Genomic DNA, 25932 nt, shown 5'->3' on the forward strand with positions numbered 1-25932 from the left:
AAAAGGGTCTGATTACAAGTTCTTTTGAACTCGTAATTTGAACCTGTAATTAATATATAATAGATTTTATAAAAAATCAATGAAAAAATGGGAGCTTTTTGAGGAAGAAGCTGTCTTATTGGGATATAGGTGTAAGAGTAGTGTGTGAATTTTATATGTATAAAATAGTATGAAGTCCTTTTCCATTACAAATAATAAATTCTACATACTATTTCACGAACTATAACTGTGAAAGGGAGGATTTATAATTTGAAGGCATTAAAAAATAACTTGTCTATTGTTGCTTTAGGTGGAGTAAATGAAATAGGAAAAAATATGTATGCTATCCAATATGAAAATGATATTGTCGTCATTGATTGTGGATCTAAATTTCCAGATGAAAGTTTATTAGGGATTGATTTAATAATTCCAGACGTCACATATTTGCAAGAAAATAAAGAAAAAATTCGCGGTTTAATAGTAACGCACGGGCATGAGGACCATATTGGCGGAATACCATATTTTTTAAAACAACTAAATGTACCAATCTATGCAACAAAGTTAACGTTAGGTTTAATTGAAATTAAATTAAAGGAACACAATCTTCAAAATGATACGGAATTAATCGTTATTCATTCAGAATCAGAAATTGATTGTGGTTCTATTAAGGCAACTTTTTTTAAAACGAACCACAGTATTCCGGATTGTCTCGGTATTGTTTTTCATACACCAGAAGGTACTGTAGTACATACAGGTGATTTTAAATTTGATTTAACACCAGTAAATAATCAACACCCTGATATTCATAAAATGGCTAAAATAGGAAGTGAAGGTGTACTAGCTTTATTATCTGAAAGCACAAATGCAGAACGTCCAGGTTTTACTCCATCAGAAAGGTCAGTAGGAGAACGGATAGAGGAAATATTTATGAAAGCAAATAGAAAAGTAATTATTTCTACGTTTGCTTCTAATGTGAATCGTGTTCAGCAAATAGTTGAAGCATGTATAAAAACAAATCGAAAACTAGCTTTGCTAGGGAGAAGTATGGTAAATGTAGTAGAGGTTGCTCTAGAGAAAGGTTATTTACATATTCCAGAAGGTATGTTGATTGAAGCAAATGAGGTAAATCGTTTAGATCCAAAGCAGGTTGCAATACTTTGTACAGGAAGTCAAGGAGAACCAATGGCAGCTTTAGCGCGTTTAGCTAGTGGAAACTATAGACAAGTGGATATTTTACCAGAAGATACGGTTATTATAGCCGCGACCCCTATCCCAGGAAATGAACGTAACGTTTCTCGAATTATCGATAATTTATTTGCATTAGGAGCAAAGGTGATTTACGGATCAGGTAGTTCTACTGGAGTGCATGTATCCGGTCATGCATATCAAGAAGAGTTGAAGTTAATGCTTACATTAATGAAGCCAAAATATTTTATTCCAATTCATGGAGAGTTTAGAATGCTACACCACCATAGTTTGTTAGCAGAATCAATTGGTATTGAAAAGGAAAATATCTTTATTGTACGTAATGGAGATGTTGTAGATATAAGTAATGAAGTGGCAATTCAATCTAGAAGAATACAGGCAGGAAATATATATGTAGATGGATTAGGAATTGGAGATGTTGGAAATGCATTATTACGTGATCGTAAACAACTTTCAGAAGATGGAATGCTCGTTATAGTTATTACTTTTAATAAAGTGGATGGAGAAATAATTTCAGGTCCAGATATTATTTCTCGTGGATTTGTCTATGTCCGTGATTCAGAAGAATTTCTAAGAGAATTAAATAAATTAGCTGTTATTACGATTAATAATTTAAAGAAAGAGAATGTGAATAGCTGGGGTATTTTGAAAAGGGAGGTAAGAGAAGCATTAGGGAAGTATATATATACAAATACAAAACGAAAGCCGATGATTCTTCCTATAATAATAGAGGTTTAATAGTAAAAAAAGAATTCTCGTATGGGAATTCTTTTTTGTTTTGAAGAGAAAATGAACATATAATGAAATAAATAGAAATGGAAGGAAATAAAAGATGTTATTAAATAAACGTTTTACAATTGGAGAAATGGCGAAAATGCATAATATCGCAGAATCTACATTAAGGTATTATGATGAAAAAGGAATTTTTCATCCGTCCATTGTGGATCCTCAAACGAATTATCGTTATTATACAATCGATCAATTTTCACTGTTAGATACGATTAAATTTTTACGCCAGTTAAATATTCCGTTAAAGGAAATTAAGAAATATATTGATGAAAGAAATCCAGTATACGCACTCAATTTACTGGAAAAACAACAAGAGATGATGCTGAAGAAACAAAGAGAAATTGAGTATGCTTTGGCGAAAATGGAGCATAGAATTCATTTAATTAAGAAAGCAACAAAAGCAAAAGCTGAACAAATGGTAATTAAAGAGATTCCGCAGCGAAAAATTACAGCAATTGCGGTTGCTCCAAATACGACGGATGATATGTTTGAGTACTACATTCATTCGTTACAAAAAAATATGAGGCAAATGGATGATAGTTTATTTTCTGGAGATATTGGTGTAACTGTTGCGAAAAAAGGATTAATGCAAAATGAGTTTCAAGCATATAGCAGTGTATTTATTCTTTTGGATTATATGCCGTATGAAGTGCATACTTCAGATGAAATTAAAGAAGGTTTATATGCTTGCTCTTATCATCATGGACCGTATGAAGAAACAGATGCAACGTACAAGGAGTTACTTACATACATTGATAAAGCAGGTTACGAAGTACATGGAGATTCGATTGAGATTGGATTGATTGATTGGTCTGTAACAGAAAATCCAGAGGAGCAAGTAACAGAAATTCAAATTCCTGTAGTAAAAAAATAAGATGAACACCTTTGAATGGATTACAAATTTACATTCATTAGTATAAGTCAGTTACCTGTTTTTTTAATTCTCTCTTGACCTTCAAGTTACTTGAAGGTTTAAACTAAGAAAAGAGAGTTGAAAAAAAGGAGCATATTAGAGTATGGAAGCAACAGAAAAATTAAGAGAAAAACCGATAAAAAGCTTATTTATTTCTTATTTAATACCAGCCGTTCTTGGAATGGTATTAATGTCAGTGAATATTGTAATTGACGCGGTCATGATTAGTAGAGGAGTTGGGGCGAACGGTTTAGCAGGAGTGAACGTGGCTATTCCAGCATTTTCGATTTTCTTCTCTATTTCATTATGGATCGGAATGGGCGGGGCAACGTTATACTCCATTGCATTAGGCGAAAATAAACGAGAAAGAGCAAGGTCTATTTTTACTCAATCCATGACGGTAGCAGTTGTTATCGTAGGGATTTTAGCAGCGATTTGCTTATGGAGAATAGAAGATTTAGCATACTTATTTGGTGCAAATGAAGTGATTCTACCATATGCGTTAGACTATTTACACGTATTATTAACATTTGGAATGATATACGTTTTAGAAAATATTTTAAGTACATTCATACGAAATGATGGAAATCCTAATTTAGCAATGGCTGGTCTTGTTGTAACAGCTGTATTAAATATAGTGTTTGACTATATCTTTATTTTTATCTTTGGATGGGGCGTAACAGGTGCTGCTTCAGCGACTATTCTTTCGGCAGCGATTGGTTTCCTTGTATTATTAACTCATTTCTTTAGAAAAAGTAGTATTTTAAAGTGGACGAAATTCCATTTTGAATGGGATACTGTCAAACAAATTATGGTGATTGGTTTCCCAAGTTTTACAGCAGAAAGTACGGTTGCAATCGTAACGATTGGTTTTAATATCGCATTCGTCCAATATGCAGGAGAAGTAGGAGTAGCTTCCTATGCGATGGTGAATAGTATTCATGCAATGACATTACTATTATTCTTCGGTGTTGGAGCAGCATTACAGCCAATTGCTAGTTTCCATTATGGGGCAAATTTATCAGAGAGACTTCGTGAAGGATTGAAGTTTGCTGTGAAAATTGCAGTTGTCCTCGGAGGCATTGCGATAATTGTCGGATTATTCTTCGGGAAATATATCATTGGTTTATTTGATGTTCAATCTCCAGAATTATTGGAGTTAACCTTAACAGGTATTAGCTTATTCTTTATCCAATACGTATTTTTAGGTTATAACATTGTGTATGGAGAGTATTTCCAATCAGTGCGACAAACGAAGAAATCAGTACTTATTATAATGAGCCGAGGATTACTATTTATTATTCCATTGTTATGGATTATGCCGAAATTATTTGGGATAAACGGAATTTGGCTCGTTATGCCAGTTGCAGAAGTAATGACAGCGATTATCGTATTTACGATGAATCGTATGAAACATCCTGTTCCATTAAATATGGCAGGAGAGAAAGAAGCGATATGATGAAAAAAATCCCCTTAAGCAATTAAGGGGATTTTTTTATTCCTTTAAACTAATCGCAAAAGATCCATCCGTTTCTTGAACAGAAGCAAAGGCAACGTTTTTAATATTTGTAATTCCTTTTTCCTTTAATTCTTTATATAACCATTTTTCATCTTTATGTATTAACTTTAAGTTATCATATTGAATTTGTGAATCGACGATAAGTGCAATTGGTAATCCAGCATACTTAACTTCTATGTTTAAATCTTTTGGAGTTAATGGTACAAGTTCTCTTTTTGGTAAAATACTAATAGCGCCGTTCGCTTCTAAAATAGCGTATTCAATTTCATGAACACTTGGATATCCTGCAACGCGAAGATTAGAAAGCAGTTCTGCAATGGGGTATCTACTTTTTTGTAAGTTCTCAAAAATAATATCACCATGTTTAATTAAAATGATAGGGTGTCCGAGAATAAAACGATTTAGTTTGTTGAATAGGCTTAATTTTGTAAGGAGTAAATGTAAACATGTGATAATAACCATACCGAGAAATGCTTGCAAAGCACCAGAGACTGGTATGGCCTGAAAAGCTAAATAAGATAAAAAGATAATAGCACCAAAATCATGAGGAGTTAGTTGTGCTAAAGCTGATTTACCGAGCATCTTAAGTGATAGTAAAAATAAAATAAAAAAGAACGATACGTTACATAAAAAGAGAAGCAATAGAGACACTCCTTCGTGCAAAGTTGTACTTACTGTTCCCGAAAGAAATATAAATATTACTTTCTAGAGGATAAATTAGGTTGAATTGGAATTTGTCTGTATACAAACAAATAAATGGATATTATCATGAAAGAAGCAAAGAACATAGGAGTATATGGATATGAAAAAGAAAAAAATAATTAAGTATATGATAGGAATTATAATGGTTTGCGCCGTTTATGTGGGATTTTTACAATATAACATTTATAAGCATGGGCAAATGAATGCGACCTATGAAGCTGATTATATAATTGTATTGGGCTCGAAAGTAAACGGAACGAAACCATCGTACTCATTGCAATATCGTATTGATAAAGCAGCTGAGTATTTGAAATCACATGAGAAAGCAATCGCTATTGTATCTGGAGGGAAAGGAAAAGGGGAAGATATTTCAGAAGCATTAGCAATGAAAAATGAATTAATGAAATTAAAAATTGCAGAAGACCGCATTATAATGGAAGATAAGTCAACGAGTACTGATGAAAATATTAAATTCTCAAAACCTTTAATTCCGGACAATATGAAAAAAGGAATGATCGTAACAAACGATTTCCACATGTTTAGAGCGAAAAAAATAGCAGCTAAGCAAGGGTTACAATTAGAAGGTCTTCCGGCCGAAACACCAAAGCGAATTGTCATTCCATCGAATATACGTGAGTATTTAGCCATTACGCAATATTGGTTTATGAATCGAATATAGAGAAAAAAATCCCGTCTGAAAGTCCAGGTGGGATTTTTTGAGGGAAATCTTACAAACATGTCATCTTAATGAAAGGTAAAGCGATAGTTTCTAGAATGGATTCCTGACATAATGAAGATAACAAAAACTATTTAGAGGTGAGTCGGATGAAAGGAAATAATATACTATCTTCACTATGTTACTTTAGTATCTTTTTTGCACCATTTTTACTACCAATTATCGTGTACTTCGTTGCGGAAGATGAAGTGAAATACCACGCGAAAAAAGCATTTTGGTCACATATTTTCCCGTACGCAATTTTATTCGGAGGATTAGCGATATCAGGAATATTCGGTTTAGGATTCAATCAATCTGACGGTGCTGGAATTGGAATGATGATCACATATGCAGTGTTCATTCTTGTAGGAATTTACTACTTCATTTGGAATATCGTAAAAGGTATTAAAGTTTTGAAAACGGCGTAATAAGATAAGAAATAATATGATGTAAATCTGTCGGTATAATTTCATTTACCGTATTAATAAACGTTTTAAAAAGAGCAATTCAAAAAGAATTGCTCTTTTTGTGCTTATAAGTTGTGAATATTGAAAAAGATATGTTAATTTTTCATTAGGAAGAGAAAAAGGAGTGATTTTCATGAATGAGATGATACATAAAATGGAGCAACACGTTTCAGTTCGTAAATATAAAGAAGAACCTATTCCGAAAGATGTAGTAGAAAGAATGGTGCAAGCTGCGCAGCATGCTGCGTCCTCGCATTTTGTACAGGCTTATTCTGTTATATATGTAACAGATCAAGACCTAAAGATTAAACTAGCAGAGCTATCCGGAAATCGTCACGTGAAAGACTGTGCAGCATTCTTTGTTTGTTGTGCAGATTTAAAACGACTTGAAATGGCATGTGAAAAACATGGTACCGAGATAAAGCATGAAGGAGTAGAAGATTTTATCGTTGCGACAGTAGATGCTTCACTTTTTGCGCAAAACTTAGCGCTAGCAGCAGAATCGTTAGGATACGGTATTTGTTATATTGGTGGTATTCGTAATAATCCGAGAGAAGTGAGTGAACTGCTTCATTTACCTGATAAAGTATATCCTGTATTCGGAATGACAGTCGGCGTACCAGATGAAGATCATGGAGTGAAACCACGTTTACCGGTAGCAGCAGTTCTTCATGAAAATGGATATGATGAACAAAAATATGATGAATTACTAAACGAATATGATGAAACGATGAACGCGTATTATAAAGAAAGATCATCAAACAAGAAAAACGTAACATGGACGGAATCAATGAGTTCGTTTATGTCTAAAGAAAAAAGAATGCATATGAAAGAGTTCTTAAGTGAAAAAGGATTAAATAAGAAGTGAGTAAAGAGGCAAACCTGTGATGTAGGTTTGTCTTTTTGGGAAGGAGAAATACCTAAGGCCAGAAAGTTGTTTATTCTTTCTGAACTTAGGTATTTTGTTTGTTATCATATACATAGAAATAAAAATTAATAATTTTTTACAAAAGTGATAGAAAATGAGAATGAAATGCCAATAGTAAGTAAAAGCGGCATAATAGCCGCTTTTTATCGTTTTATTTAGTATTTGATTTGAAATGTTTATCTTATGAAAGAAAGATTATTGCTAATTGTAAACTGTCAATAAAGTTATTTAAGTTTTGATATGGAATACCCTGCCGGAAAATACAGCAATAATTTTGTTTGAACATATCTGTTATGGCGCAATCTAAAGCATCTTCTATAACAAGTTCGAACTTTCAATAAGAAGATAACCCCCTGTACAACTTAAAAGAATGTACGTAAATATTTTAAAAATCCGTTGATTAAGCCATTTAAAAATAATTTGACCTATAAACAAACCTAAAAATACAATTGGAATGGCATAAAAACTTGATTCCCAAATGGTTTTGTTTGTGCCAGTAAAGAGTATTTGAGTTACTAGGCTAATGAAATATATAAACAAATAAAAAGCTAATGTAGTTGCTCTTAACTTCTCTTTTTTAGTATCAGTTCCTGTAAAATAAAGTAACAGGGGTGGGCCGGGCATACCGATACTTGTCGTTAAAAGACCAGATAATCCACCAACTATGAAATCTCTAGATTGTGTTGATCTAATCTTAACGTTGCATATTAGCAATAATGTTAATAGTAAGAGTAGGATGCTAACTGCTAATTTAAAAGTGTTTATGTTAACGGAAATGAAAATGAAAATGCCAAAAGGAACACCAACTATACTTCCAAAAATAAACCTTTTCAGTAGAACAAAATCAACGTCCATTCTTATTTTCCAAATGAGTGAAATGGAAATAATTAAAGATAAAATAATGTTTATTTGTATAGCTTCTTGTGGTAGAAATAACATAAGTAAGAAAGGGGTTGCCATTATGGAAAAGCCAAAACCTGTACTTGCTTGCAGAATAGAAGCCACTAATATAATACATACGAAAATGAATGTGATACCCAAAACAGCCCTCCTATTTAATCAAGTTTAACTAGTTAAAGTCTATTATTTAAGTGCAATATTTCACAAACTCATTTGTATTTTAACATAAATATCTAGTTTTTTCTCAAATAGTATTGCCATATAAGGCTCTTTAACTAAAAAATCCGACTTACATTTTGAAACAATTTTATTATGGGGAAACAAATAATGAATGGGATCAAAATGTATTGATTATCATTAAATTATTCACTGAGATCCCCGCGATAAAACAAGAACAGCCATATAAAACTTACAAAAATACAGCATGTAGCTAATAAACTGCCAATCATTTGAGGAGAAAGAATTTCTAACAGCCCTCCTGTAAAAAACATCGATAACTGAATAAGAGATCCGTAAATAGAATAATGGAATGAAAAAACTTTACCTATCATATTTTCGTGTGTGTAAGTTTGAAGTAATGTCGTATCAAGTGGAACGATGATTCCTCCTGCTATACGCATACAGAATAAAGTAATGATACCGATAATAAGTTGATCGGATAGAATGAATCCGAGAAAGAAAATTCCTTGTAATAAGTAGGCCCAACCGAATACTTTTTTCATTTTTTCTTTATTATGGGATATATAAAGATTAACGAGAAGGCTTCCTATCATAAGCCCAGCCCCTTGAACCGTATATAAAATCCCAATGTTCGTATGGAAAATTTTTTCGGCATAGATCGTTAGAAGTAGTTGATAAGCGCCTCCAATAATGCCCCATGAAATGCCGACAAGAATTAATGTTAAAATGATTTTTGTTTGTAATATGTATGTATAACCACCTTTTATATCAGTGAAAAATGTTTCTTATTCCATAGTAAACAATATGTTGTTAGTTGAAATCGCAAATAAGAGGGATATAAATTCATACGAAAGTATGAAAAAAACAGCTCAAATATGAGCTGTTTTTTTATAGTTTTTCGTTCATTTGTCAAGGGTAGGATATATTAATATCCGTATCCGCCGCCACCCCAACAGCTACATCCGATGATGATTAGAAGGATGAATAGTACGATAAGCAAAGCAAATCCACCGCCGAAACCAGCGCAACTTCCACCATAACTCATATGTTTTCCTCCTTTTTAGTAAGTTAATCTATATGGTTCATGGACTACTATATACAGTATGTTTTTTGTATAGAAAACGAGCCAGTCTCATTTATAATTAGACAAATGCCTGTAGATTCATTAGGATTGCATGTTAGTGATTTGTAAATAAACCTTTACGTAATTCATAATTTAGGCATAAAAAATAAAAAATTGTAAAAAAAACCATTTTCTTATTTTTTTATGAGAGAATATGTACTATAATTTTACAAGTAATATTATGGGAAAAGGGAGTTTTAGTATAGAGATGGAGATGGGACAATTAAAAAATAAAATAGAAAACAAAAAGAAAGAGTTAATTCAACTTGTTGCGAGACACGGATTGGATCATGATAAAGTTTTGTTATTTAGTCGTGATTTAGATATACTTATTAATAAGTTTATGAACATAAAAGACAAAGTGCATAAATAAAAAATTTATAGTTTTTTATATTAAGATGTTTCACAGAAAGGAGAGGACAGTAATTGGAACATTTACAGGAAGAATTGTATAAACAAATAAAAGAAGAAAAAGGTACAGTTACAATTTTCTTAAAGAGTGGCGTTAGAATAATAGGAGAAGTTGTTGGAGTGGATAAATTTACAGTTTTAATCTTAGTGGATGGAAAACAACAGCTTATTTATAAGCAGGCTATATCAACAATAATGAAATAAGACACTCTTGTTGAGTGTCTTATTTCATTATTGCTTGCATGCCTCAACATCAATGCCGGCAGCAATTAACTTCTTTTCTCCATCTTGTTCAATGATTTTTTGTAATTTAGATAGGAAAGAATCAAAGTTTGTATGCTTTGCTACTTGGAATGTCATTTTATGTTCAATTGGTAGCCACGTATCAATATCAGCTTCGTTATGCTGGATTTTCACCTCAAGTTTATCGAGTGCATTAGCAACTTTTGCTTCGTACGTTTCTTTCGCTTCAAACTCCATCCATAAGTCATATAATTCCTCACCGAGAGAACCTGTTAATGTTTGTTTAATATTTAAAATAGCTTCTAGTTCATTTTTTTGTTTTTGTAGCTGTAAGTCATGACTATTCATTGTATCAAATGCAGGGATATCACCAGCTTCGGCTTCGACTAGATCGTGAATAATAACCATTTTAAGTAATTTCTCAATACTTACTTTTTGATCCAAATAAGGTTCAACTAAAATGGCCATTAGAGACATGCGCCATGTATGTTCGGCAACACTTTCTTGACGTCCGTTGGAAAGCCAGCTATGTCGCATTTCATATTTTAGTTTTTCTGCTAATGCAATGACTTGTAAAATGTTGTGTTCCATCGTGATCCTCCTCATTTATTCATACCATAATTCTAATATAGAAATGAAATGTGTCAATTTCATGAGTATATTGCGATAAACAGATGATAAGCGTATAATACATGTTATATGTGAAAACGTATTATTAAAATAAAAAAATGTTATATAAAAATGGAAAGGAAAGGGCAGAAATATGGGAGAGAAAAATCAAGTATTAGCTAGACCACAAAGAAGAAAAAGGAAGTTTGATATTTCTAGCCCAGTGGGCATTATAGTAGGTTTCATTATAGTGATAGCGGCAATTATGCTTGGCGGCGGTGGAATAAAAGCTTTCAAAAACTTTTTAGATGTTTCATCTATTTTAATTGTCATAGGGGGAACAACAGCGACAATTGTTGTGGCATATCGATTTGGAGAAATAAAAAAATATACGAAAAGCATTTTTACTGTTTTACATAGAAGAGAAGAAGATTTAGAACAGTTAACGGATTTGTTTGTCGATTTTTCGAAAAAGTCTAAAAAGCACGGCTTGCTTTCTTTAGAGGTAGATGGAGAGCAAGTGGATAATCCTTTTATTCAAAAAGGAATTCGATTAATGTTAAGCGGTTACGATGAAGATGAATTAAAAGAAGTGTTATTGAAAGATATTGAAACGGAAGTGTATGAGTTAAGAAAAGGAGCAGCATTATTAGATAAAATTGGTGATTTTGCTCCAGCTTGGGGCATGATAGGGACTTTAATTGGTCTTATCATTATGCTCCAAAACTTACAAGATACATCGCAAATTGGTACAGGGATGGCAGTTGCGATGTTAACGACATTATATGGGTCTGTACTTGCGAATATGATTGCAATCCCTCTTGCGGAAAAAGTATATCGTGGTATTGAAGATTTATATACAGAGAAGAAGTTTGTAATAGAAGCTATTTCAGAATTGTATCGTGGACAAATCCCTTCTAAATTAAAGTTGAAACTGGATACATACGTATACGAAACAAAGGTAAAAAAGGTAAAAGGAGCAGCCTAATATTTCAAGGAGTGGTATGATGAGTAAAGGACCGCAAAAGGGATCGCCTCGTTGGATGACGACTTTTACAGATTTAACGATGTTATTATTAACTTTCTTTGTATTACTAGTTGCTACATCAAAGCAAGATGCAGTAAAATTGTCAAAGATGCTTGAAAAGTTTAGTGATACGGAGCAAGTAGATGCAAAAGTAATGGAAAATACAATACCGGATATTTCACATGAAAAAAATGATGAAAAAATGATTTCAAAAAAGAGAATGGATGAATTATATAAGAAGTTAAAAGCGTATGTAGATAATAACGGTATTAGTCAAGTGAATGTATATCGAGAGGATACAGGGGTAAGCGTCGTTATAGTAGATAATTTAATATTTGATACAGGCGATGCGAACGTTAAGCCCGAAGCGAAAGGGATAATAAGTCAATTAGTTGGATTTTTTCAATCCGTACCTAACCCAATTGTTGTAGAGGGACATACAGATAGTAGACCTATTCATAACGAGAAATTCCCTTCTAATTGGGAGTTATCTTCAGCACGAGCGGCAAATATGATTCACCATTTAATTGAAGTGTATAATGTGGACGATAAAAGGCTAGCTGCGGTAGGATATGCAGACACAAAGCCAATTGTACCAAATGATTCACCGCAAAACTGGGAAAAGAACCGTCGCGTTGTTATTTATATAAAAGAGTAGTATATTGTTATTTTAATAATAAAATAATAAAAATACGAAAATTCTTTTAAAAAAATATTAAATTTTATCATTTTATTTTGTATAATGAGTGAGAATGATAAGGTGAAATATTAAGATATATTTATACATAGAAGGAGAGAATTAAAAAGAATGGCACATAAAATTTTAGTAGTAGACGATGCGATGTTTATGCGAACGATGATTAAAAACTTATTAAAAAGTAATGCTGAATTTGAAGTTATTGGCGAAGCAGAGAATGGGGTAGAAGCAATTCAAAAGTATAAAGAACTTCAACCTGATATTGTAACATTAGATATTACTATGCCAGAAATGGACGGGCTTGAAGCATTAAAAGAAATTATTAAAATTGATTCAAGTGCAAAGGTTGTTATTTGTTCTGCAATGGGACAACAAGGTATGGTATTAGATGCAATTAAGGGCGGGGCAAAAGACTTTATTGTAAAGCCATTCCAAGCGGATCGTGTAATTGAAGCTTTAACAAAAGTAGCAAATAGTTAATATAGAAGGGGTGCCACAAGGAATCAAAACAGTGATAGCGGATCGACGTGTGGCCCCCTTTTTTCTCATTGTAAAACACTAAATTGTTATACATAAATGAAATGTTTGTTAGACAGGTAGGGGATAAAAATGCAAACAGATCTATTAAATATATTTTTCGAAGAGTCAGAAGAACATTTACAGTCGCTAAATGAAAATGTGCTAGTGTTAGAACAAAATCCTGCTGATATGGATGTTGTAGGAGAAATATTCCGATCCGCTCATACATTCAAAGGTATGTCTGCGAGCATGGAATTTACGGAAATGGCTGATTTAACGCATAAGATGGAAAATGTGTTAGATGAAATTCGTCATGGAAATATAGTTGTAAATGCGGATATTATTGATGTGATTTTTGAGTGCATTGATAATTTGGAGAAGATGGTTGCAGATGTGCAACAAGGTGGAATGGGCAATATTGATGTAGCCTCAACTAAACAGAAATTAGAAGCATTATTGAACGGCAATGTAGAAACTCCTACGGAACATATAGAGCAAAATCATATAGACACCGATGATGCAGTTTCGCATGAAGTGCATATAACAGTTGAACAGCAAGCGATTTTAAAAGCAGTACGTGCCATTATGTGTATTGAAGCATTGCAAAATGTAGGGAATATACAAAAAACAGCTCCGAGTATTGAAGAAATTGAAGCAGATGCTTTCGGATTTGAATTTACAGTATTTATGGATACGGATTGTAGTATAGAAGAGTTGAAACAAGTAGTACTTCATGTTTCTGAAATTGAGAAAGTGGAAGTAAAGCAAGGAGAACCTATATCGAAGGAAGTAGCTTCTAAAAAAGTCGTGACACAAGAAGTTGTGCAAGTAGAAGAAAAGCTACAACCTGCTGTGGTTACGCAAGTAAAATCACCGATAGAGGCAACGAATCAACCTTCAAGTACTATGCCAGCTAAAAGTACTACAAAAACGAAAAATGCTAAAGTGGAGAATCGTTCAATTCGTGTTCAATTAGAGAAAATCGAAAGATTAATGAATATGTTTGAAGAAAGTGTAATTGAACGTGGGCGCATTGATGAATTGGCTCAAACAATTCAAAACAAGGAGCTAATTGAACATTTAAATCGATTAGGCGATATTTCAAAAGATATTCAAAATGTACTATTAAATATGCGTATGGTGCCGATTGAAACTGTGTTCAATCGTTTCCCGCGTATGGTACGTATGTTAGCGAAAGATTTAGGGAAAAAAATCGATTTACAAATTACAGGTGAAGATACTGAAGTAGATAAAATTGTTATTGATGAAATCGGTGATCCGCTCGTTCATTTAATTCGAAATGCAATCGATCACGGTGTTGAAACTGTTGAAAAACGACGTGATGCAGGTAAAAATGAGACAGGTACGATTAAATTAGAAGCCTTTCATAGTGGAAATCATGTCGTTATTCAAATTACGGATGATGGAAACGGTATTAATAAAGGGAAAGTATTAGAAAAAGCGATTAAAAATGGCGTTGTAACTGAAGCGGATGCGAATAGATTAACAGATCGTGAAGTGTTTGATCTTATTTTCCAACCAGGATTTAGTACAGCTGAAGTTGTATCAGATCTTTCTGGACGCGGTGTCGGATTAGATGTTGTAAAACATACGATTCATAGTTTAGGTGGACATTTAATTATTGATTCTGAGGAAGGAAAGGGAAGTACATTTAGAATTGAACTTCCATTAACGTTGTCTATTATTCAATCTATGCTTGTTCAAACGAATGATAAGCGTTATGCTTTACCTCTTGGAAATATCGTTGAAGCAATTCGAATTAAGAGAGAAGACATCCAATCCTTACAAGGGAAAGATGTGTTAAATTATCGTAATCAAATTATTGAAGTGAAACATTTAAGTACTGTATTTGGTGAAAAAACAGTAGATGAGGCGTTTGCGTCATATGATGGTCAAATGGTTCCTGTGTTAATTGTTCGTAATACACATCGCAGCTATGGACTTATTGTAAACACAATTATCGGTCAAAGAGAAATAGTCTTAAAGTCATTAGGTGACTTCTTTGCAGAGAGTTCTAACTATTTCTCTGGTGCGACGATTCTCGGTGATGGACGAGTGGTCCTCATTTTAAACCCAGAAGGTTTATAATAGGAATGAAGGAAAGCTCCCCACTTGTATACAATTGGGGAGCTTTTTGGCTAATTGCTACGAATCTAATAATGGGATACATAGTAACGTTTTATACTAATGAGTTTGCTAAAATAAAATAAGAGTTTATATTATTTGATAGAAAAACAGAAATGAGGAGGCAGGGAAAATGCCTGAGCAACACACAAAAGGGGATACAAGCACGATTGTGCTAGAAAAAGAAAATGAGCATTTAACGCCTCAAGAATGCGATATTCTTGGCGAAATTGCAAATATATCATTTGGTTCAGCTTCGACTGTATTATCAACAATTTTAAATAGGCAAGTAAGCATTACTGCTCCTCGCATAGAGTTGGTAGATTTATATGATTCAAGAGATGTCGAAGTTCCACATGTTGTATTAAACATTCATTTTACAAAAGGATTAGATATGGAAAACCTTCTTGTCCTTAAGCAAGATGTTGCATTATCCATTGCTGATTTAATGATGATGGGAACAGGTGAAGTGGAGGACGGAAAAGAACTTGGCGAATTAGAGCTAAGTGCTGTACAAGAAGCGATGAATCAAATGATGGGATTCGCAGCTACATCTATGTCGGAATTCTTCCAAGATACAGTAGATATGTCTCCGCCGACGATTAAAGTTGTAAAGTTATCAGAAGAAATGGAGAAAATTTCTGAAATCGATGGGAATCATACGATTGTTAAAGTGTCGTTTGATTTAAAGATAGATAATCTTGTAAACTCTAAACTTGTACAAATTGTTTCAGTTGATCATGCGAAACAAATGGTAAATAAATTAATGCAATTATCTGGTGAAGTAGAAGAAACAGTCGAACCAGCAGAAGTAGTGGAAACTGAGATTGTAGAAGAACAAGTTGAAAAAGAGCATTTAACACAAGAAGAGAAAGATGTACTTGGTGAAATTGCAAATATTTCAATTGGTTCCGCTTCAACAGTATTGTCAACGCTTTTAAATCAGCCAGTTACAATTAGTACACCAAATGTGGAAGCAATCAATGTTCGTCATTATGATGGAGTACCAGTGCCATTTGTTATTTTAAATGTCGACTTTGTTGAAGGGCTAAAGAATGAGAATGTATTCGTATTTACGAAAGATGTCGCCTTAACAATGGTAGATTTAATGATGATGGGAACAGGGGAAGTTGATCCGGAAAAAGAGCTTACTGAATTAGAACTGAGCGGTATTAAAGAAATTATGAACCAAATGATGGGTCATGCTGCTACGGCGATGTCAGAAATGTTCCAAGAAAAAATGGACATGACGCCGCCAAATGTTAAATTTGTAACGTTAAAAGAAGAAATGGAGTATTTGGGAGAGTCAATGGAAGTGGACGAACTCGTTCAAATTACGTTCAATCTTGAAATTGGCGATCTGCTTCAATCGAAAATGTATCAAATTTTGCCAATTTCTGAAGCGAAAGAAATGGTAAGGCGACTTCTGTATCCAATGGTGGAAGAAGAAGAGATTGCCACAGAAGAAATTGAAGAAGAAAAAATTGTAGAACCAGTTGTGCAACCTATTGAATTTAAAGAAGTAAAACAAATGGAACCAGTATATATGGACACGTCCATTCTACAAAATGTAGAAATGAATGTGAAATTTGTATTTGGAAGTACAGTGAAAACGATTCAAGATATATTAAGTTTACAAGAAAATGAAGCAGTTGTGCTAGATGAGGATATTGATGAACCAATTCGTATTTATGTAAATGATGTATTAGTGGCGTATGGTGAACTTGTAAATGTAGATGGATTTTTCGGAGTAAAAGTGACGAAATCACTATAAGGCATTGAAATAGGAGTTTGAACTAGTAGATGAAAAACGTAAAGTTTTTTCTAATGAGTTGGCTATGCATACATGTATGCTTGTTCGTCCCCTTGCAAAGTCAGGCTGAGGAACAAATTGAGTCAGATCAAAAAATAAATGAAGTGAATGTACAAGAAGAAAATAAGGAATCTCAAGAATCGTCAGAACAAGTGGAAACGAAACAAGATGAAGAGAAACAAAAAGAAGCAGAACAACAAGAAGTAGTAAATAAACAATTGAGTGAAAGAAAGATAGAAACAGAACAGGGAATTATTACAGTAAATAAGCCGGAGCTTAAAGTTGGCGAAGAGGTGCGAATTGCTGTAGAACCAAATGGGAAAAACATTCAAAGTATGAAAGGTATATTGCAGTTACAAAAAAATGGGGAGCAATATGCGCAAGAAAGAATGTTATCTTTTGAGTATGATGAAGAAACGAAGAGCTGGGTTGCTAACTATAAAGCAGGGGATTTTGATTTGCAAGGTGATTGGAATCTTCAGCTCGTTCAAAGTTACAAAGAGAATGAGAAAGAAGAGCTCATAAAAAATGAAGTGAAAGTCCCGCTCATTCGTATTAAAAATGAAACGCCAACTATAGATAAAGAATTGCCAAAGTTACAGAAAGTTACTATTGATGAAGTAAAAGAGAACTTAGTTGAACGAAAACAGGGAGATTCTATACATATACGAGTAAAAGCGTCAGATATAGAATCGGTTGTAAAAGAAGTGCGCGTTACATTAAAAGGGAAAGAAAATAAAGAGCTTTCGTTTTTATTAGACTACAACAAGCATGATATGGATTGGCAAAAAGTATTTGAAATAACAGAAGCATTGCCGGCTGGGCCATACGAATTACTTGTAGAGATAATAGATGCAGCAGGTAATAAACTTGTTGAGGAAAGTGAATATACCATTTCTGTTTTGGCGCCAAAAAATGAAGATGATAAAAAGATAGAAGAGAAAGAAGATAAATTAGATAAATTAGATAATAAACTAGAAAATGAATTAGAAGATAAGAAAGAAAATGAGAAGCAAGAAGATTCCAAAGTCAAAAACCCGGTTCCAGAAGAAAATTTGCCAGTTGTTCAAATTCCGAAGCGAGATGAGAAAGTAAATAAGTTTATAAAAGAACCGTTGGAAGAGAAAGAGGAATTTACTTACGTTATAAAAGAGCCGTTCGAAGACAACAAGGAAGTACATAAGGCGAAGGACCAAAAAGAGAAAAATAACAAACAAGTTGCCTCTAAAAAGAAAGAACAAAAAGAAGAACCGAAAGACAAGAAAGAAGAAAAAGGTGAACAGGGAGTGCAAGCTTCTGATGTGTTTACTATCATGTCAGGTTTATTCGTACTGTTTTTAGTTTTAAAGAGTAATAAAGAATGGGGCTAATTATTTCATAGTAGTGGAGGCGCTTAAATGGAGATTAAACGTACGACAATTGAAGATAAGGCGTTACAACCATTAAAACAGCCTGCAGCTATTTCGGAGCATGAAATCCAGAAAGAACGAAAGCGTAGCAATTTAGTGTTTACTGGACAGTCTAAAATTATTTCGAAAAATAATGAAATAGGTATTTTACTTGCAAGTTTAAGTGATGGAAAGATTATGAAGGAAATGCTTTCTAAAGAGATGGATACAGTGTTACAACTTTTTAAAAAGTTACATACGTTATCTGGAGAAGGTAAGCAAACAGAAAAAATATTTGAACAAGTAATTAGAAGCCTACAAGGGCTTGTTAAGCAGGCTCATATAAAAGAACTTCCTTTGTTAGATGGAACATATGATTTCGCTGAAGTACAACTATCATTTGGTAGAAAAGTACATATTCCGTTACTAGATGTGAGTGCACTTATCTCTAGAGTGGAAAGTGATTCTTCAGAAGGAAATATAAATTTGATGGTAACGGTTATTACTGCTTATATAACGAAATTGTCTAACGAAACGATTTTAATTAGTGTTACAGACCGCATTGCTAAAGATCGGGATGTAAGTGTATGGAGAGCGCTTGCGGAAATGAACATGACACAATTATCACAGGCATTGAAACAAACGATGCAAGAACATAAATGGTCTATGACGCTTCTTTTTCTCTTTATATGGATTGTCGGTATTATTTTAATTCGAGTTATGTAAAAAGGTCGTCACTCCATTGTGACGACCTCTTTTATATTTTTTCGTAGAAGAATGTATCAAATCGCTGAAGATTGTAACGCTCGGGTGTTAAAATTTGTTCCGTACTACCAACAAATAGTACACCGCCTTTTCGTAAAGAACGACTAAATTTTTCGTAAAGTTTTACTCTTGCTTCTTCTGTGAAATATATCATTACATTGCGACAAATAATCAAATCATAATTTGTATCGAATGACTGCATTAAAAGGTCATGTTGTTTAAACGAGACGTTTTGTTTAATGTTTTGATGCAATGAATATAGATCATTTTCTTTTGTGAAATGACGTTCTTTCAAATCAGTAGGTAATTCCTTTAAAGAACGTTCTGTATATTGACCGCGTTTTGCGGTTTCTAAAATATGAAAATCAAGATCTGTTGCTTGAATTTCAAAACGAAATGGAGCAAGATGCTTCGATAAAATTAAAGAGAGTGTATACGGTTCTTCACCAGCAGCGCAAGCGGCACTCCATACCTTTAATTTTCCGCTATTTTGTTCGAGTAATTTTGGTAGTGCTTTCGACTCTAAAGTTTGCCATCGTTCTTTATTTCTAAAAAACTCTGAAACGTTAATTGTAATATAGTCAATAAAATTTAAAAATAAATTTTGATCAGCGCGTAATTTGTTTAAAAAATTAGTGTAGTTTTCGAAGCCTTTTCTCGAAATGAAAGCATCGATTCTACGGCGCATTCTATCTTGTTTATATGAAGCGATGTCCATATTGAATTGTTGTTTAAAACTCGCGATAAAATGATCATAATCTTGTTCAATTATCATATTTACAATGGGCACAATAATGATATTGTGCCTCCCCCTTTACATCATACGAATTTTTTGTTCAAAGCTTTTTTTCATTTGCTTTTCATGTAATCCTGGTAAATCATAAATGACAGCATCAATACCTGCTTCTTTTGCAACATCGACAGGGATGACAGATGTATGTTTGTCCCCATTATAAAAACAGAGAACTAAATCAGTGTCTTCAATAATTTGTTTAACAAAAAACATATAATCTGATCGGTAAATGGAGTCAGAAGGATGATCAAAAGCAACATATTCGGCTCCGTGTTTTTTTAAGTAATCAACGACTTCTTGGAATTCATCTGTAATTGCTTGCAATGGTTGCAGCGTGTAAAGGCATAAATTTTGAGCGAGTCTTTCATTCTCAACGAAAAAACGAAGAACCTCATTTTCAATAGTTTTATAACATAATATGTAAATTTTATGTTTGTGAGCATAGTCAGTTAAAAATTTTTTAATTTCTTCTTGATCTAATGCTGTTAATTGATTTGAACCACAAAGGAAAATATTCATAGAATTGTGCCACCTCATGCTAAATTGTAACATATCTTTTATAAAAAATAACTGCAAAATATTACTGTTCAGAGTATAATTATAAATAACTGGATTTTACGATTAAGTTTAGGAAGAAATAAAAAAATAAATAGGTGATATATATGCTACGTTCTATCTCGCATAATCCAATTTTATCGCATATACCGCCTGCTACTCAAATGCCGAAAGAAGCAAATGTCAGAACAGGACTTGCATTTTCGGATAATTTGCATGCAGATCCGAAAAAAGATAAATTACTAGAACAAATGGAAGCGTTTGTCGATAATATTGGAGAAATTAAAGAGAAAATTGAAATGGAATTAACGCTTGATAATGTAATGGAATACAAAAATACAGTAAAATCATTTTTGAATTTCTACGTTGATAATGTATTGCAGTATAAAGATGTCATGTCTCGTCACCCACGTTACGGATATTCACAGAAAATGACGATTGTGAAACAGGCAGAAATGGGATTGAATGAATTAGAAGATGTTATGAATTTAATTAACACGAAAACAGGACATTTAGAAATGTTAAATCAAATTGGAGAAATCCATGGCTTAATTGTAAATTTAGTCTTGTAAAAGGAAGGAAGCTATATGTACATACAATTATATGAAAAGCTTGTTATTATACAAAAAGCGTATGAAAATATTCAAGCGCTTGGAGAGCAAATATATGAGAATTTAAAAAATAAAAATGTAAATGCAGTTCAAAAGTTACAAGTAGAGCAATTGCAGTACATTGATGGTTTAAAAGGGTTATCAAGCTCATTTGAAGAAATGGTTGTTCAGTTCTGTAAAGAACAAGGAGTTGAATCGTTTCGTGTAAGTGCGTTATTTTCGTATTTTTCTCAAGAAGAAATTGAAAAAATGGAAGAATTACAAAAAAACGTAACTGAATTAGAAGAGAATGTAAAAATGATTCTTTTGAAAAATCAATATTACTTAAACGTACTATTAAAAACTACAGAAAGTATTGTGGATTCTGTTTCTGAATATAATTTAGAGCGAAACAATAATTCGCAAATCTTTATGAACGAACTATTGTAAAGGAGAAGTGAAGCTTTATGAGATTATCTGATTATAATACACCGCTATCGGGCATGTTAGCGGCTCAAATGGGGTTACAAACAACGAAACAAAACTTGTCTAACATTCATACACCGGGTTATGTGCGTCAAATGGTGAATTACGGATCTGTTGGAGCAAGCAATGGTCATACGCCAGAACAGAGGATTGGTTACGGTGTACAAACGCTAGGTGTTGACCGTATTACTGATGAGGTAAAAACGAAGCAGTTTAATGATCAATTATCTCAGCTCTCTTACTATAACTACATGAATTCGACTTTATCCCGTGTAGAGTCTATGGTTGGAACGACAGGGAAGAATTCATTATCTAGTTTAATGGACGGTTTCTTTAATGCCTTTCGTGAAGTAGCAAAAAATCCAGAACAACCAAACTACTACGATACATTAATTTCTGAAACTGGGAAGTTCACAAGTCAAGTGAATCGTCTTGCGAAAAACTTAGATACAGTGGAAGCACAGACAGCAGAAGATATTGAAGCGCATGTTAATGAATTTAATCGTCTTGCTGCTAGTTTAGCAGAAGCGAATCATAAAATTGGACAAGCGGGTACACAAGTGCCGAATCAACTTTTAGACGAACGAGATCGCATCGTTACAGAGATGTCTAAGTATGCAAACATCGAAGTATCTTATGAATCTATGAATCCTAATATCGCGAGTGTTAGAATGAATGGTATTTTAACAGTAAATGGACAAGATACATATCCACTTCAATTAAATAAAGAAAAAGACCCAATGTCAGTTGAGATTTACGGTTCAGAGATCTCTGTAACTAGCGGGGCGATAAAATCAGCGATTGATACTAAAGCGAAGATTGTTGAATATAAAAAAAATCTCGAAGACTTAATGAGTTCGATGAAAAATCAAGTGAATACAGTGATGGGAAAAGATTTCTTCGTTGGAGATTATGCGAAGGATATGAAGTTAAATCCAGAATTCCAAAAAGATGTTTCGAAAATGAAAATGTCTGCTGAAACAGCAAATAAACTAGCAGCAGTTACAGATGACGATTATAAAGAAGGTCTTTCTTATAAACAAGCATTAGACCAATTTATAGTTCGTGTTGCATCTGATAAAAGTGCAGTAAATGGTTATCAAAAAATTCATGGCGACTTACTAGAAGGTATTCAACAAGAAAAAATGAGCGTTGAAGGTGTAAATATGGAAGAGGAAATGGTAAATTTAATGGCCTTCCAAAAATATTTCGTCGCAAACTCTAAAGCTATTACTACGATGAATGAAGTGTTTGATAGTCTATTTTCGATTATTCGATAAGTGATAATAATTGATTGGAAATATATAAGGAGGAGATAGAAATGAGAGTATCTACATTTCAAAATGCAAACTGGGCAAAGAATCAGTTAATGGATTTGAATGTGCAACAACAATACCATAGAAACCAAGTAACTTCAGGGAAGAAAAATCTTCTTATGAGTGAAGATCCACTTGCAGCGAGTAAATCATTTGCGATTCAACATTCATTGGCGAATATTGAACAAATGCAAAAAGATTTAGCTGACTCAAAAAATGTATTAACACAAACTGAGAATACTTTACAAGGTATTTTTAAATCTTTAACGAGAGCAGATCAATTAACGGTACAGGCATTAAATGAGCCAAATGGTGAAAAAGAATTGAAAGCCATCGGTGCAGAGATTGATCAAATTTTAAAACAAGTTGTATATTTAGCGAATACGAAAGAGCAAGGTCGTTATATTTTCGGTGGTGATAGTGCAGAAAAGTCACCATTTACAGAAGATGGTACGTACCAGGGCGGAAAAAATGATGTGAACTGGCAATTAAATGATGGTTATGAATTAAAGGCATTCCGTAATGGAGAAGCATTGTTATCCCCGGTTATAAAAACGTTAAAACAGATGAGCGAAGCGATGCAAAAAGGTGACCAAAAAGCGTTACAACCGTTATTAGGAGAAAATAAGAAAAACTTAGATGGCATCATTAACCGTACAACTGAAGTTGGTTCAACAATGAACACAATGGAGACGTTTAAAACAATTTTAAGTGAGCAAAATTTAGCGCTTCAAGAAAACCGTAAAGAAATTGAGGATGTTGATTTAGCGGTCGCAATTTCTGACTTGGCATATATAAATGCAACGTATGAAGCGACGCTTAAAGCGGTTAGTACGATGAGTAAAACGAGTATTTTAGACTACATGTAATCTATAAGGAGTGAGAAAAATGGCAGGAACAACGATGACAGGTATTGGTGGTAGACAACAAATTTGGAACCTCGGAAATAATATGATCGATACTTCTAACTTCGTCGAATTAGAAATGAATGCTTTAGATATGAGGAAAACACCATATACGAAAGAAAAGAATGACCTTACAAATGATAAACTACTATATACAAGTTTAAAATCAGAATTTAGTTCTTTTACACAAACTTTTAAAAACTTAGCGGCTTTTAAAGGAAATGAGAAAAAAGTAATGACAACACAAGACGGTTATATTAATGTAAAAGCTGATGGTGGTGCGATTGCAGGAACTTTTAATATGACGATTACACAGCTTGCACAGCGTCATCAAATAGCTTCAAATGAAATTAAAGATATAAATGCAAAGCTTCCTAAAGATGAAACATTAAAACTAGGTGGTAAAGAACTAAAAGTAACAACTGATATGACATATAAAGATTTAATTAATAAGATTAATGATGGAGATTATGGCGTATCAGCTTATACACTTGGAAATAAAATTTTCATGACCTCGAAAAAAGAGGGAACAGATGGACAGATTAAGTTTGAGGCGAACACATCTACACTATTTCAAGATATGGGTTTAGCTAAGGCGGATGGCACAGCGCTCAATACAATCAATGAAGCACAAAATGCTATGTATACTATTAATGGTATCAAAGGGGAAGGTTCTACTAATACAATTGAAGCTCTTCCTGGTGTGAAAATTGAGTTGTTAAAGGTAACTGAGCCGAAAGTAGAAGGAGCGCCAGATGCTGGTACAACAACAGATCCAAAAGCAAAAGGTATAGATCTGAAATTTACAGTAAGTGATTCAAACGTAACAGATGCATCGAATGTTATTAAAAAGATGGTAGCTGATTATAATAAAGCTGTTTCTACAGTAGATATCTTTGCCGGAAAAGGTGGAGCTTTCCAAGGTCAAGCTATTATGCAAAGTGTACGTCAGGCAATGAACAATGTCGTAACATTTTCTCAAGATGGTAATTATTTATTCACATTTGGTATTCAATTAAAGCAAGATGGAACGATGGAAGTTAATGATGAAAAATTAACACAAGCATTAAAAGAAAAACCCGATGCAGCGAAGCAATTTTTCTTTAGTTCTAACGGTTTAGGAAAAATGATGGAAGAACCGCTTGATAAACTATTCGGTGATAAAGGTGTAGTCGGCGAGAGAGTTAAAAACATTGACTCACGTGTAAGTGATTTAGATAAAAAGATTAAAGATATTGAGACGCAAAACTTGCAAAAGCAAGATGAAATCGTGAAGAAGTATCAAAAGCTAGAGAGTACATTGGCGGCGCTTGATAGCCAACTAAAAACAATTAAAGCAATGACAAAACAAAAAAGTGATGATTAATGAAAGTTGAGGAAGTGATCGTATGCAAGCATGGCAACGTTATATGCAAAATGATATTATGACGAGTAATCCGATTAAAAATACAATTTTTATTTATGAAAGATGTATTGTAGAGTTTCGTAATTTAGAAGAACTTTTACATACTTTTAAACTTCAAGAAGGGGACGCACTTCTTGAAAAATTAGAACGTATTTTTGAAGAACTAAAGCTTCAATTAAATCCTGAGATTACGAAAGATTTATATGATAGTCTCTATGGTTTATATGATTGGATTAGCATTCAAATTCAAACGATGAAAGTAACGCGTGAAGCGAAAGATATTGATGCAATTGTGAAAGTGTTACAAGATTTAATAGACGGTTACCGCGGAGCACTTGAAAATGAACAATGATATTTATCGGACGTTTGTCAGCTGTTTTAATGAAATCGGTGAATTGCAAGTGTCAGACAGAGAGTTTGCTGAGAAGAGTGAGATGTTAAATCGCTGGATGATGACATTGGATGAAGAAACGCGTGCACAAGTTGCAGCAGAAGTAAGCCCGTTCATTATTAAGGCAGCACAGCATATTCGGGATAAGCAAAAGATTTTGGAAGAAATGATTATGACAAATGATGGGCGAATGAAGGCTAATTCATTTTACGGTAAATATTAATAATAACGTTTGGAAACAGATTCCCCTTTTAAAAGGGGGTCTATTCCTTCGTTTACATAAAGAACTCCGCTGATTGAGGTTTCATTTTATGACTGTGATGAAAAAATAATAGTAATCTAAATAATAGAAAAATGGACTTTAGTTTGTAGTTTATATATTGAAATGTTCTATAGATTACTATGTGTATACAGTTTTTCGCATTCTTTTTTATATTTTTGTATTTTTCTAAA

28 protein-coding genes and 1 pseudogene are annotated in these 25932 nt (G+C 33.3%); 22 read left to right on the forward strand and 7 right to left on the reverse strand.

All coding sequences use genetic code 11. The features are described 5' to 3' along the window. Positions 1 to 249 precede the first annotated feature (249 nt). The 3 genes from DN401_RS02320 to DN401_RS02330 all read left to right on the forward strand — a co-directional run bounded on the left by DN401_RS02320 (position 250) and on the right by DN401_RS02330 (position 4346). Entirely contained in the window at positions 250 to 1923 is a 1674-nt protein-coding gene (locus tag DN401_RS02320; protein WP_000645618.1) for a ribonuclease J, read from the forward strand. A 94-nt stretch (positions 1924 to 2017) separates the two neighbouring features. Continuing rightward, positions 2018 to 2848 (forward strand): MerR family transcriptional regulator, encoded by an 831-nt coding sequence (locus DN401_RS02325; protein WP_149287490.1) that lies wholly within the window; start codon positions 2018 to 2020, stop codon positions 2846 to 2848. Positions 2849 to 2990: 142 nt separating this feature from the next. Then, a complete protein-coding gene (locus DN401_RS02330; RefSeq protein ID WP_000388389.1) occupies positions 2991 to 4346 on the forward strand; it encodes an MATE family efflux transporter in 1356 nt (451 codons plus the stop codon). A 36-nt stretch (positions 4347 to 4382) separates the two neighbouring features. Here DN401_RS02330 and DN401_RS02335 read toward each other — a convergent pair whose 3' ends face one another. Then, positions 4383 to 5048 (reverse strand): DUF421 domain-containing protein, encoded by a 666-nt coding sequence (locus tag DN401_RS02335; protein WP_000923928.1) that lies wholly within the window; start codon positions 5046 to 5048, stop codon positions 4383 to 4385. A gap of 160 nt (positions 5049 to 5208) precedes the next feature. On the opposite strand from DN401_RS02335, the gene DN401_RS02340 reads away from it, so the two are divergent. From DN401_RS02340 to nfsA, 3 genes are all read left to right on the forward strand, one after another. Beyond that, on the forward strand, positions 5209 to 5787 hold the full coding sequence (locus tag DN401_RS02340; protein WP_000727396.1) for a YdcF family protein: 579 nt from the start codon (positions 5209 to 5211) through the stop codon (positions 5785 to 5787). Between the two features lie 146 nt (positions 5788 to 5933). Beyond that, the gene (locus DN401_RS02345) at positions 5934 to 6251 is read left to right on the forward strand and encodes a magnetosome magnetite crystal formation protein family (RefSeq protein ID WP_000678038.1); all 318 of its coding nucleotides are present in this window, start codon (positions 5934 to 5936) and stop codon (positions 6249 to 6251) included. Between the two features lie 172 nt (positions 6252 to 6423). Continuing rightward, positions 6424 to 7158, forward strand: coding sequence for an oxygen-insensitive NADPH nitroreductase (gene nfsA / locus DN401_RS02350; RefSeq protein ID WP_001004524.1), 735 nt, complete (start codon positions 6424 to 6426; stop codon positions 7156 to 7158). A 375-nt stretch (positions 7159 to 7533) separates the two neighbouring features. Here the strand turns inward: nfsA and DN401_RS02355 are convergent, their stop codons facing one another. The 3 genes and pseudogenes from DN401_RS02355 to DN401_RS02365 all read right to left on the reverse strand — a co-directional run bounded on the left by DN401_RS02355 (position 7534) and on the right by DN401_RS02365 (position 9343). Further along, positions 7534 to 8259: a sulfite exporter TauE/SafE family protein gene (locus tag DN401_RS02355; RefSeq protein WP_149287491.1), complete on the reverse strand. Its 726-nt coding sequence runs from the start codon at positions 8257 to 8259 to the stop codon at positions 7534 to 7536. A 221-nt stretch (positions 8260 to 8480) separates the two neighbouring features. Continuing rightward, a pseudogene (locus DN401_RS02360) lies at positions 8481 to 9083 on the reverse strand (MFS transporter); the annotation flags it as partial. Between the two features lie 140 nt (positions 9084 to 9223). Next, positions 9224 to 9343 carry a YjcZ family sporulation protein gene (locus DN401_RS02365; protein WP_000120179.1) on the reverse strand — a complete coding sequence of 40 codons (120 nt, stop codon included), beginning with the start codon at positions 9341 to 9343 and terminating at the stop codon, positions 9224 to 9226. A 232-nt stretch (positions 9344 to 9575) separates the two neighbouring features. Here DN401_RS02365 and DN401_RS02370 point away from each other — a divergent pair, with 232 nt between their 5' ends. Together DN401_RS02370 and hfq are read left to right on the forward strand one after the other, a co-directional pair. Further along, complete coding sequence (locus tag DN401_RS02370) at positions 9576 to 9794, forward strand: aspartyl-phosphate phosphatase Spo0E family protein (RefSeq protein ID WP_000291688.1); 219 nt, start codon at positions 9576 to 9578, stop codon at positions 9792 to 9794. A 53-nt stretch (positions 9795 to 9847) separates the two neighbouring features. Next, positions 9848 to 10036 carry an RNA chaperone Hfq gene (gene hfq / locus DN401_RS02375; protein WP_000400664.1) on the forward strand — a complete coding sequence of 63 codons (189 nt, stop codon included), beginning with the start codon at positions 9848 to 9850 and terminating at the stop codon, positions 10034 to 10036. A gap of 27 nt (positions 10037 to 10063) precedes the next feature. On the opposite strand, the gene DN401_RS02380 is transcribed toward hfq, so the two are convergent. Continuing rightward, positions 10064 to 10666: an HD domain-containing protein gene (locus DN401_RS02380; RefSeq protein WP_000400779.1), complete on the reverse strand. Its 603-nt coding sequence runs from the start codon at positions 10664 to 10666 to the stop codon at positions 10064 to 10066. Between the two features lie 172 nt (positions 10667 to 10838). On the opposite strand from DN401_RS02380, the gene DN401_RS02385 reads away from it, so the two are divergent. The 7 genes from DN401_RS02385 (at position 10839) to DN401_RS02415 (ending at position 18999) form a co-directional block, all read left to right on the forward strand. Then, positions 10839 to 11672: a flagellar motor protein MotP gene (locus tag DN401_RS02385; RefSeq protein WP_000504191.1), complete on the forward strand. Its 834-nt coding sequence runs from the start codon at positions 10839 to 10841 to the stop codon at positions 11670 to 11672. A 19-nt stretch (positions 11673 to 11691) separates the two neighbouring features. Beyond that, entirely contained in the window at positions 11692 to 12369 is a 678-nt protein-coding gene (locus DN401_RS02390) for an OmpA family protein (RefSeq protein ID WP_000033625.1), read from the forward strand. A 150-nt stretch (positions 12370 to 12519) separates the two neighbouring features. Beyond that, entirely contained in the window at positions 12520 to 12888 is a 369-nt protein-coding gene (locus DN401_RS02395) for a response regulator (RefSeq protein WP_000940568.1), read from the forward strand. 129 nt (positions 12889 to 13017) lie between these two features. After that, a complete protein-coding gene (locus DN401_RS02400; protein ID WP_098581603.1) occupies positions 13018 to 15036 on the forward strand; it encodes a chemotaxis protein CheA in 2019 nt (672 codons plus the stop codon). 169 nt (positions 15037 to 15205) lie between these two features. Further along, positions 15206 to 16846, forward strand: coding sequence for a flagellar motor switch protein (locus tag DN401_RS02405; protein ID WP_001115002.1), 1641 nt, complete (start codon positions 15206 to 15208; stop codon positions 16844 to 16846). A gap of 29 nt (positions 16847 to 16875) precedes the next feature. Then, positions 16876 to 18255: a transglycosylase gene (locus DN401_RS02410; RefSeq protein WP_149287492.1), complete on the forward strand. Its 1380-nt coding sequence runs from the start codon at positions 16876 to 16878 to the stop codon at positions 18253 to 18255. Positions 18256 to 18282: 27 nt separating this feature from the next. Beyond that, the gene (locus DN401_RS02415) at positions 18283 to 18999 is read left to right on the forward strand and encodes a hypothetical protein (RefSeq protein ID WP_000403950.1); all 717 of its coding nucleotides are present in this window, start codon (positions 18283 to 18285) and stop codon (positions 18997 to 18999) included. A 31-nt stretch (positions 19000 to 19030) separates the two neighbouring features. On the opposite strand, the gene cheR is transcribed toward DN401_RS02415, so the two are convergent. Together cheR and DN401_RS02425 are read right to left on the reverse strand one after the other, a co-directional pair. Continuing rightward, positions 19031 to 19813, reverse strand: coding sequence for a protein-glutamate O-methyltransferase CheR (gene cheR / locus DN401_RS02420; protein ID WP_000582879.1), 783 nt, complete (start codon positions 19811 to 19813; stop codon positions 19031 to 19033). 39 nt (positions 19814 to 19852) lie between these two features. After that, positions 19853 to 20350, reverse strand: a complete 498-nt coding sequence (locus DN401_RS02425) for a hypothetical protein (RefSeq protein WP_006922662.1) — start codon at positions 20348 to 20350, stop codon at positions 19853 to 19855. A gap of 143 nt (positions 20351 to 20493) precedes the next feature. Here DN401_RS02425 and DN401_RS02430 point away from each other — a divergent pair, with 143 nt between their 5' ends. Genes DN401_RS02430 through DN401_RS02460 form a run of 7 tightly spaced genes read left to right on the forward strand, consistent with a single transcriptional unit; the run spans position 20494 to position 25702 of the window. Then, on the forward strand, positions 20494 to 20958 hold the full coding sequence (locus DN401_RS02430; RefSeq protein ID WP_000946323.1) for a YaaR family protein: 465 nt from the start codon (positions 20494 to 20496) through the stop codon (positions 20956 to 20958). A 15-nt stretch (positions 20959 to 20973) separates the two neighbouring features. Next, entirely contained in the window at positions 20974 to 21426 is a 453-nt protein-coding gene (locus tag DN401_RS02435; RefSeq protein ID WP_000275878.1) for a hypothetical protein, read from the forward strand. A 17-nt stretch (positions 21427 to 21443) separates the two neighbouring features. Then, positions 21444 to 22742, forward strand: a complete 1299-nt coding sequence (gene flgK, locus DN401_RS02440) for a flagellar hook-associated protein FlgK (protein ID WP_001239715.1) — start codon at positions 21444 to 21446, stop codon at positions 22740 to 22742. Positions 22743 to 22783: 41 nt separating this feature from the next. Continuing rightward, positions 22784 to 23647: a flagellar hook-associated protein 3 gene (locus tag DN401_RS02445; RefSeq protein ID WP_001266403.1), complete on the forward strand. Its 864-nt coding sequence runs from the start codon at positions 22784 to 22786 to the stop codon at positions 23645 to 23647. Between the two features lie 19 nt (positions 23648 to 23666). Further along, positions 23667 to 25049: a flagellar hook-associated protein 2 gene (locus DN401_RS02450; protein ID WP_149287493.1), complete on the forward strand. Its 1383-nt coding sequence runs from the start codon at positions 23667 to 23669 to the stop codon at positions 25047 to 25049. Between the two features lie 22 nt (positions 25050 to 25071). Then, positions 25072 to 25440: a flagellar export chaperone FliS gene (locus DN401_RS02455; RefSeq protein WP_001149516.1), complete on the forward strand. Its 369-nt coding sequence runs from the start codon at positions 25072 to 25074 to the stop codon at positions 25438 to 25440. Further along, a complete protein-coding gene (locus DN401_RS02460; RefSeq protein WP_001058088.1) occupies positions 25430 to 25702 on the forward strand; it encodes a hypothetical protein in 273 nt (90 codons plus the stop codon). Before DN401_RS02455 ends, DN401_RS02460 begins: the two co-directional genes overlap by 11 nt. Positions 25703 to 25932 lie beyond the last annotated feature (230 nt).

Origin of the sequence: Bacillus sp. BF2-3 (assembly GCF_008368795.1) — a bacterium.
Lineage (GTDB): Bacteria > Bacillota > Bacilli > Bacillales > Bacillaceae_G > Bacillus_A > Bacillus_A cereus.

Bases quoted from the DNA above. Each gene is read 5' to 3' on its own strand.
- DN401_RS02460 (WP_001058088.1), top strand. From the start codon at position 25,430: ATGAACAATGATATTTATCGGACGTTTGTCAGCTGTTTTAATGAAATC.
- DN401_RS02430 (WP_000946323.1), top strand. From the start codon at position 20,494: ATGCTACGTTCTATCTCGCATAATCCAATTTTATCGCATATACCGCCT.
- DN401_RS02380 (WP_000400779.1), bottom strand. From the start codon at position 10,666: ATGGAACACAACATTTTACAAGTCATTGCATTAGCAGAAAAACTAAAA.
- DN401_RS02330 (WP_000388389.1), top strand. From the start codon at position 2,991: ATGGAAGCAACAGAAAAATTAAGAGAAAAACCGATAAAAAGCTTATTT.
- DN401_RS02445 (WP_001266403.1), top strand. From the start codon at position 22,784: ATGAGAGTATCTACATTTCAAAATGCAAACTGGGCAAAGAATCAGTTA.
- nfsA (WP_001004524.1), top strand. From the start codon at position 6,424: ATGAATGAGATGATACATAAAATGGAGCAACACGTTTCAGTTCGTAAA.
- DN401_RS02340 (WP_000727396.1), top strand. From the start codon at position 5,209: ATGAAAAAGAAAAAAATAATTAAGTATATGATAGGAATTATAATGGTT.
- DN401_RS02385 (WP_000504191.1), top strand. From the start codon at position 10,839: ATGGGAGAGAAAAATCAAGTATTAGCTAGACCACAAAGAAGAAAAAGG.
- cheR (WP_000582879.1), bottom strand. From the start codon at position 19,813: ATGATAATTGAACAAGATTATGATCATTTTATCGCGAGTTTTAAACAA.
- DN401_RS02370 (WP_000291688.1), top strand. From the start codon at position 9,576: ATGTACTATAATTTTACAAGTAATATTATGGGAAAAGGGAGTTTTAGT.
- DN401_RS02455 (WP_001149516.1), top strand. From the start codon at position 25,072: ATGCAAGCATGGCAACGTTATATGCAAAATGATATTATGACGAGTAAT.
- DN401_RS02325 (WP_149287490.1), top strand. From the start codon at position 2,018: ATGTTATTAAATAAACGTTTTACAATTGGAGAAATGGCGAAAATGCAT.
- DN401_RS02345 (WP_000678038.1), top strand. From the start codon at position 5,934: ATGAAAGGAAATAATATACTATCTTCACTATGTTACTTTAGTATCTTT.
- flgK (WP_001239715.1), top strand. From the start codon at position 21,444: ATGAGATTATCTGATTATAATACACCGCTATCGGGCATGTTAGCGGCT.
- DN401_RS02450 (WP_149287493.1), top strand. From the start codon at position 23,667: ATGGCAGGAACAACGATGACAGGTATTGGTGGTAGACAACAAATTTGG.
- DN401_RS02405 (WP_001115002.1), top strand. From the start codon at position 15,206: ATGCCTGAGCAACACACAAAAGGGGATACAAGCACGATTGTGCTAGAA.
- DN401_RS02390 (WP_000033625.1), top strand. From the start codon at position 11,692: ATGAGTAAAGGACCGCAAAAGGGATCGCCTCGTTGGATGACGACTTTT.
- DN401_RS02395 (WP_000940568.1), top strand. From the start codon at position 12,520: ATGGCACATAAAATTTTAGTAGTAGACGATGCGATGTTTATGCGAACG.
- DN401_RS02365 (WP_000120179.1), bottom strand. From the start codon at position 9,343: ATGAGTTATGGTGGAAGTTGCGCTGGTTTCGGCGGTGGATTTGCTTTG.
- DN401_RS02400 (WP_098581603.1), top strand. From the start codon at position 13,018: ATGCAAACAGATCTATTAAATATATTTTTCGAAGAGTCAGAAGAACAT.
- DN401_RS02435 (WP_000275878.1), top strand. From the start codon at position 20,974: ATGTACATACAATTATATGAAAAGCTTGTTATTATACAAAAAGCGTAT.
- DN401_RS02425 (WP_006922662.1), bottom strand. From the start codon at position 20,350: ATGAATATTTTCCTTTGTGGTTCAAATCAATTAACAGCATTAGATCAA.
- DN401_RS02410 (WP_149287492.1), top strand. From the start codon at position 16,876: ATGAAAAACGTAAAGTTTTTTCTAATGAGTTGGCTATGCATACATGTA.
- DN401_RS02415 (WP_000403950.1), top strand. From the start codon at position 18,283: ATGGAGATTAAACGTACGACAATTGAAGATAAGGCGTTACAACCATTA.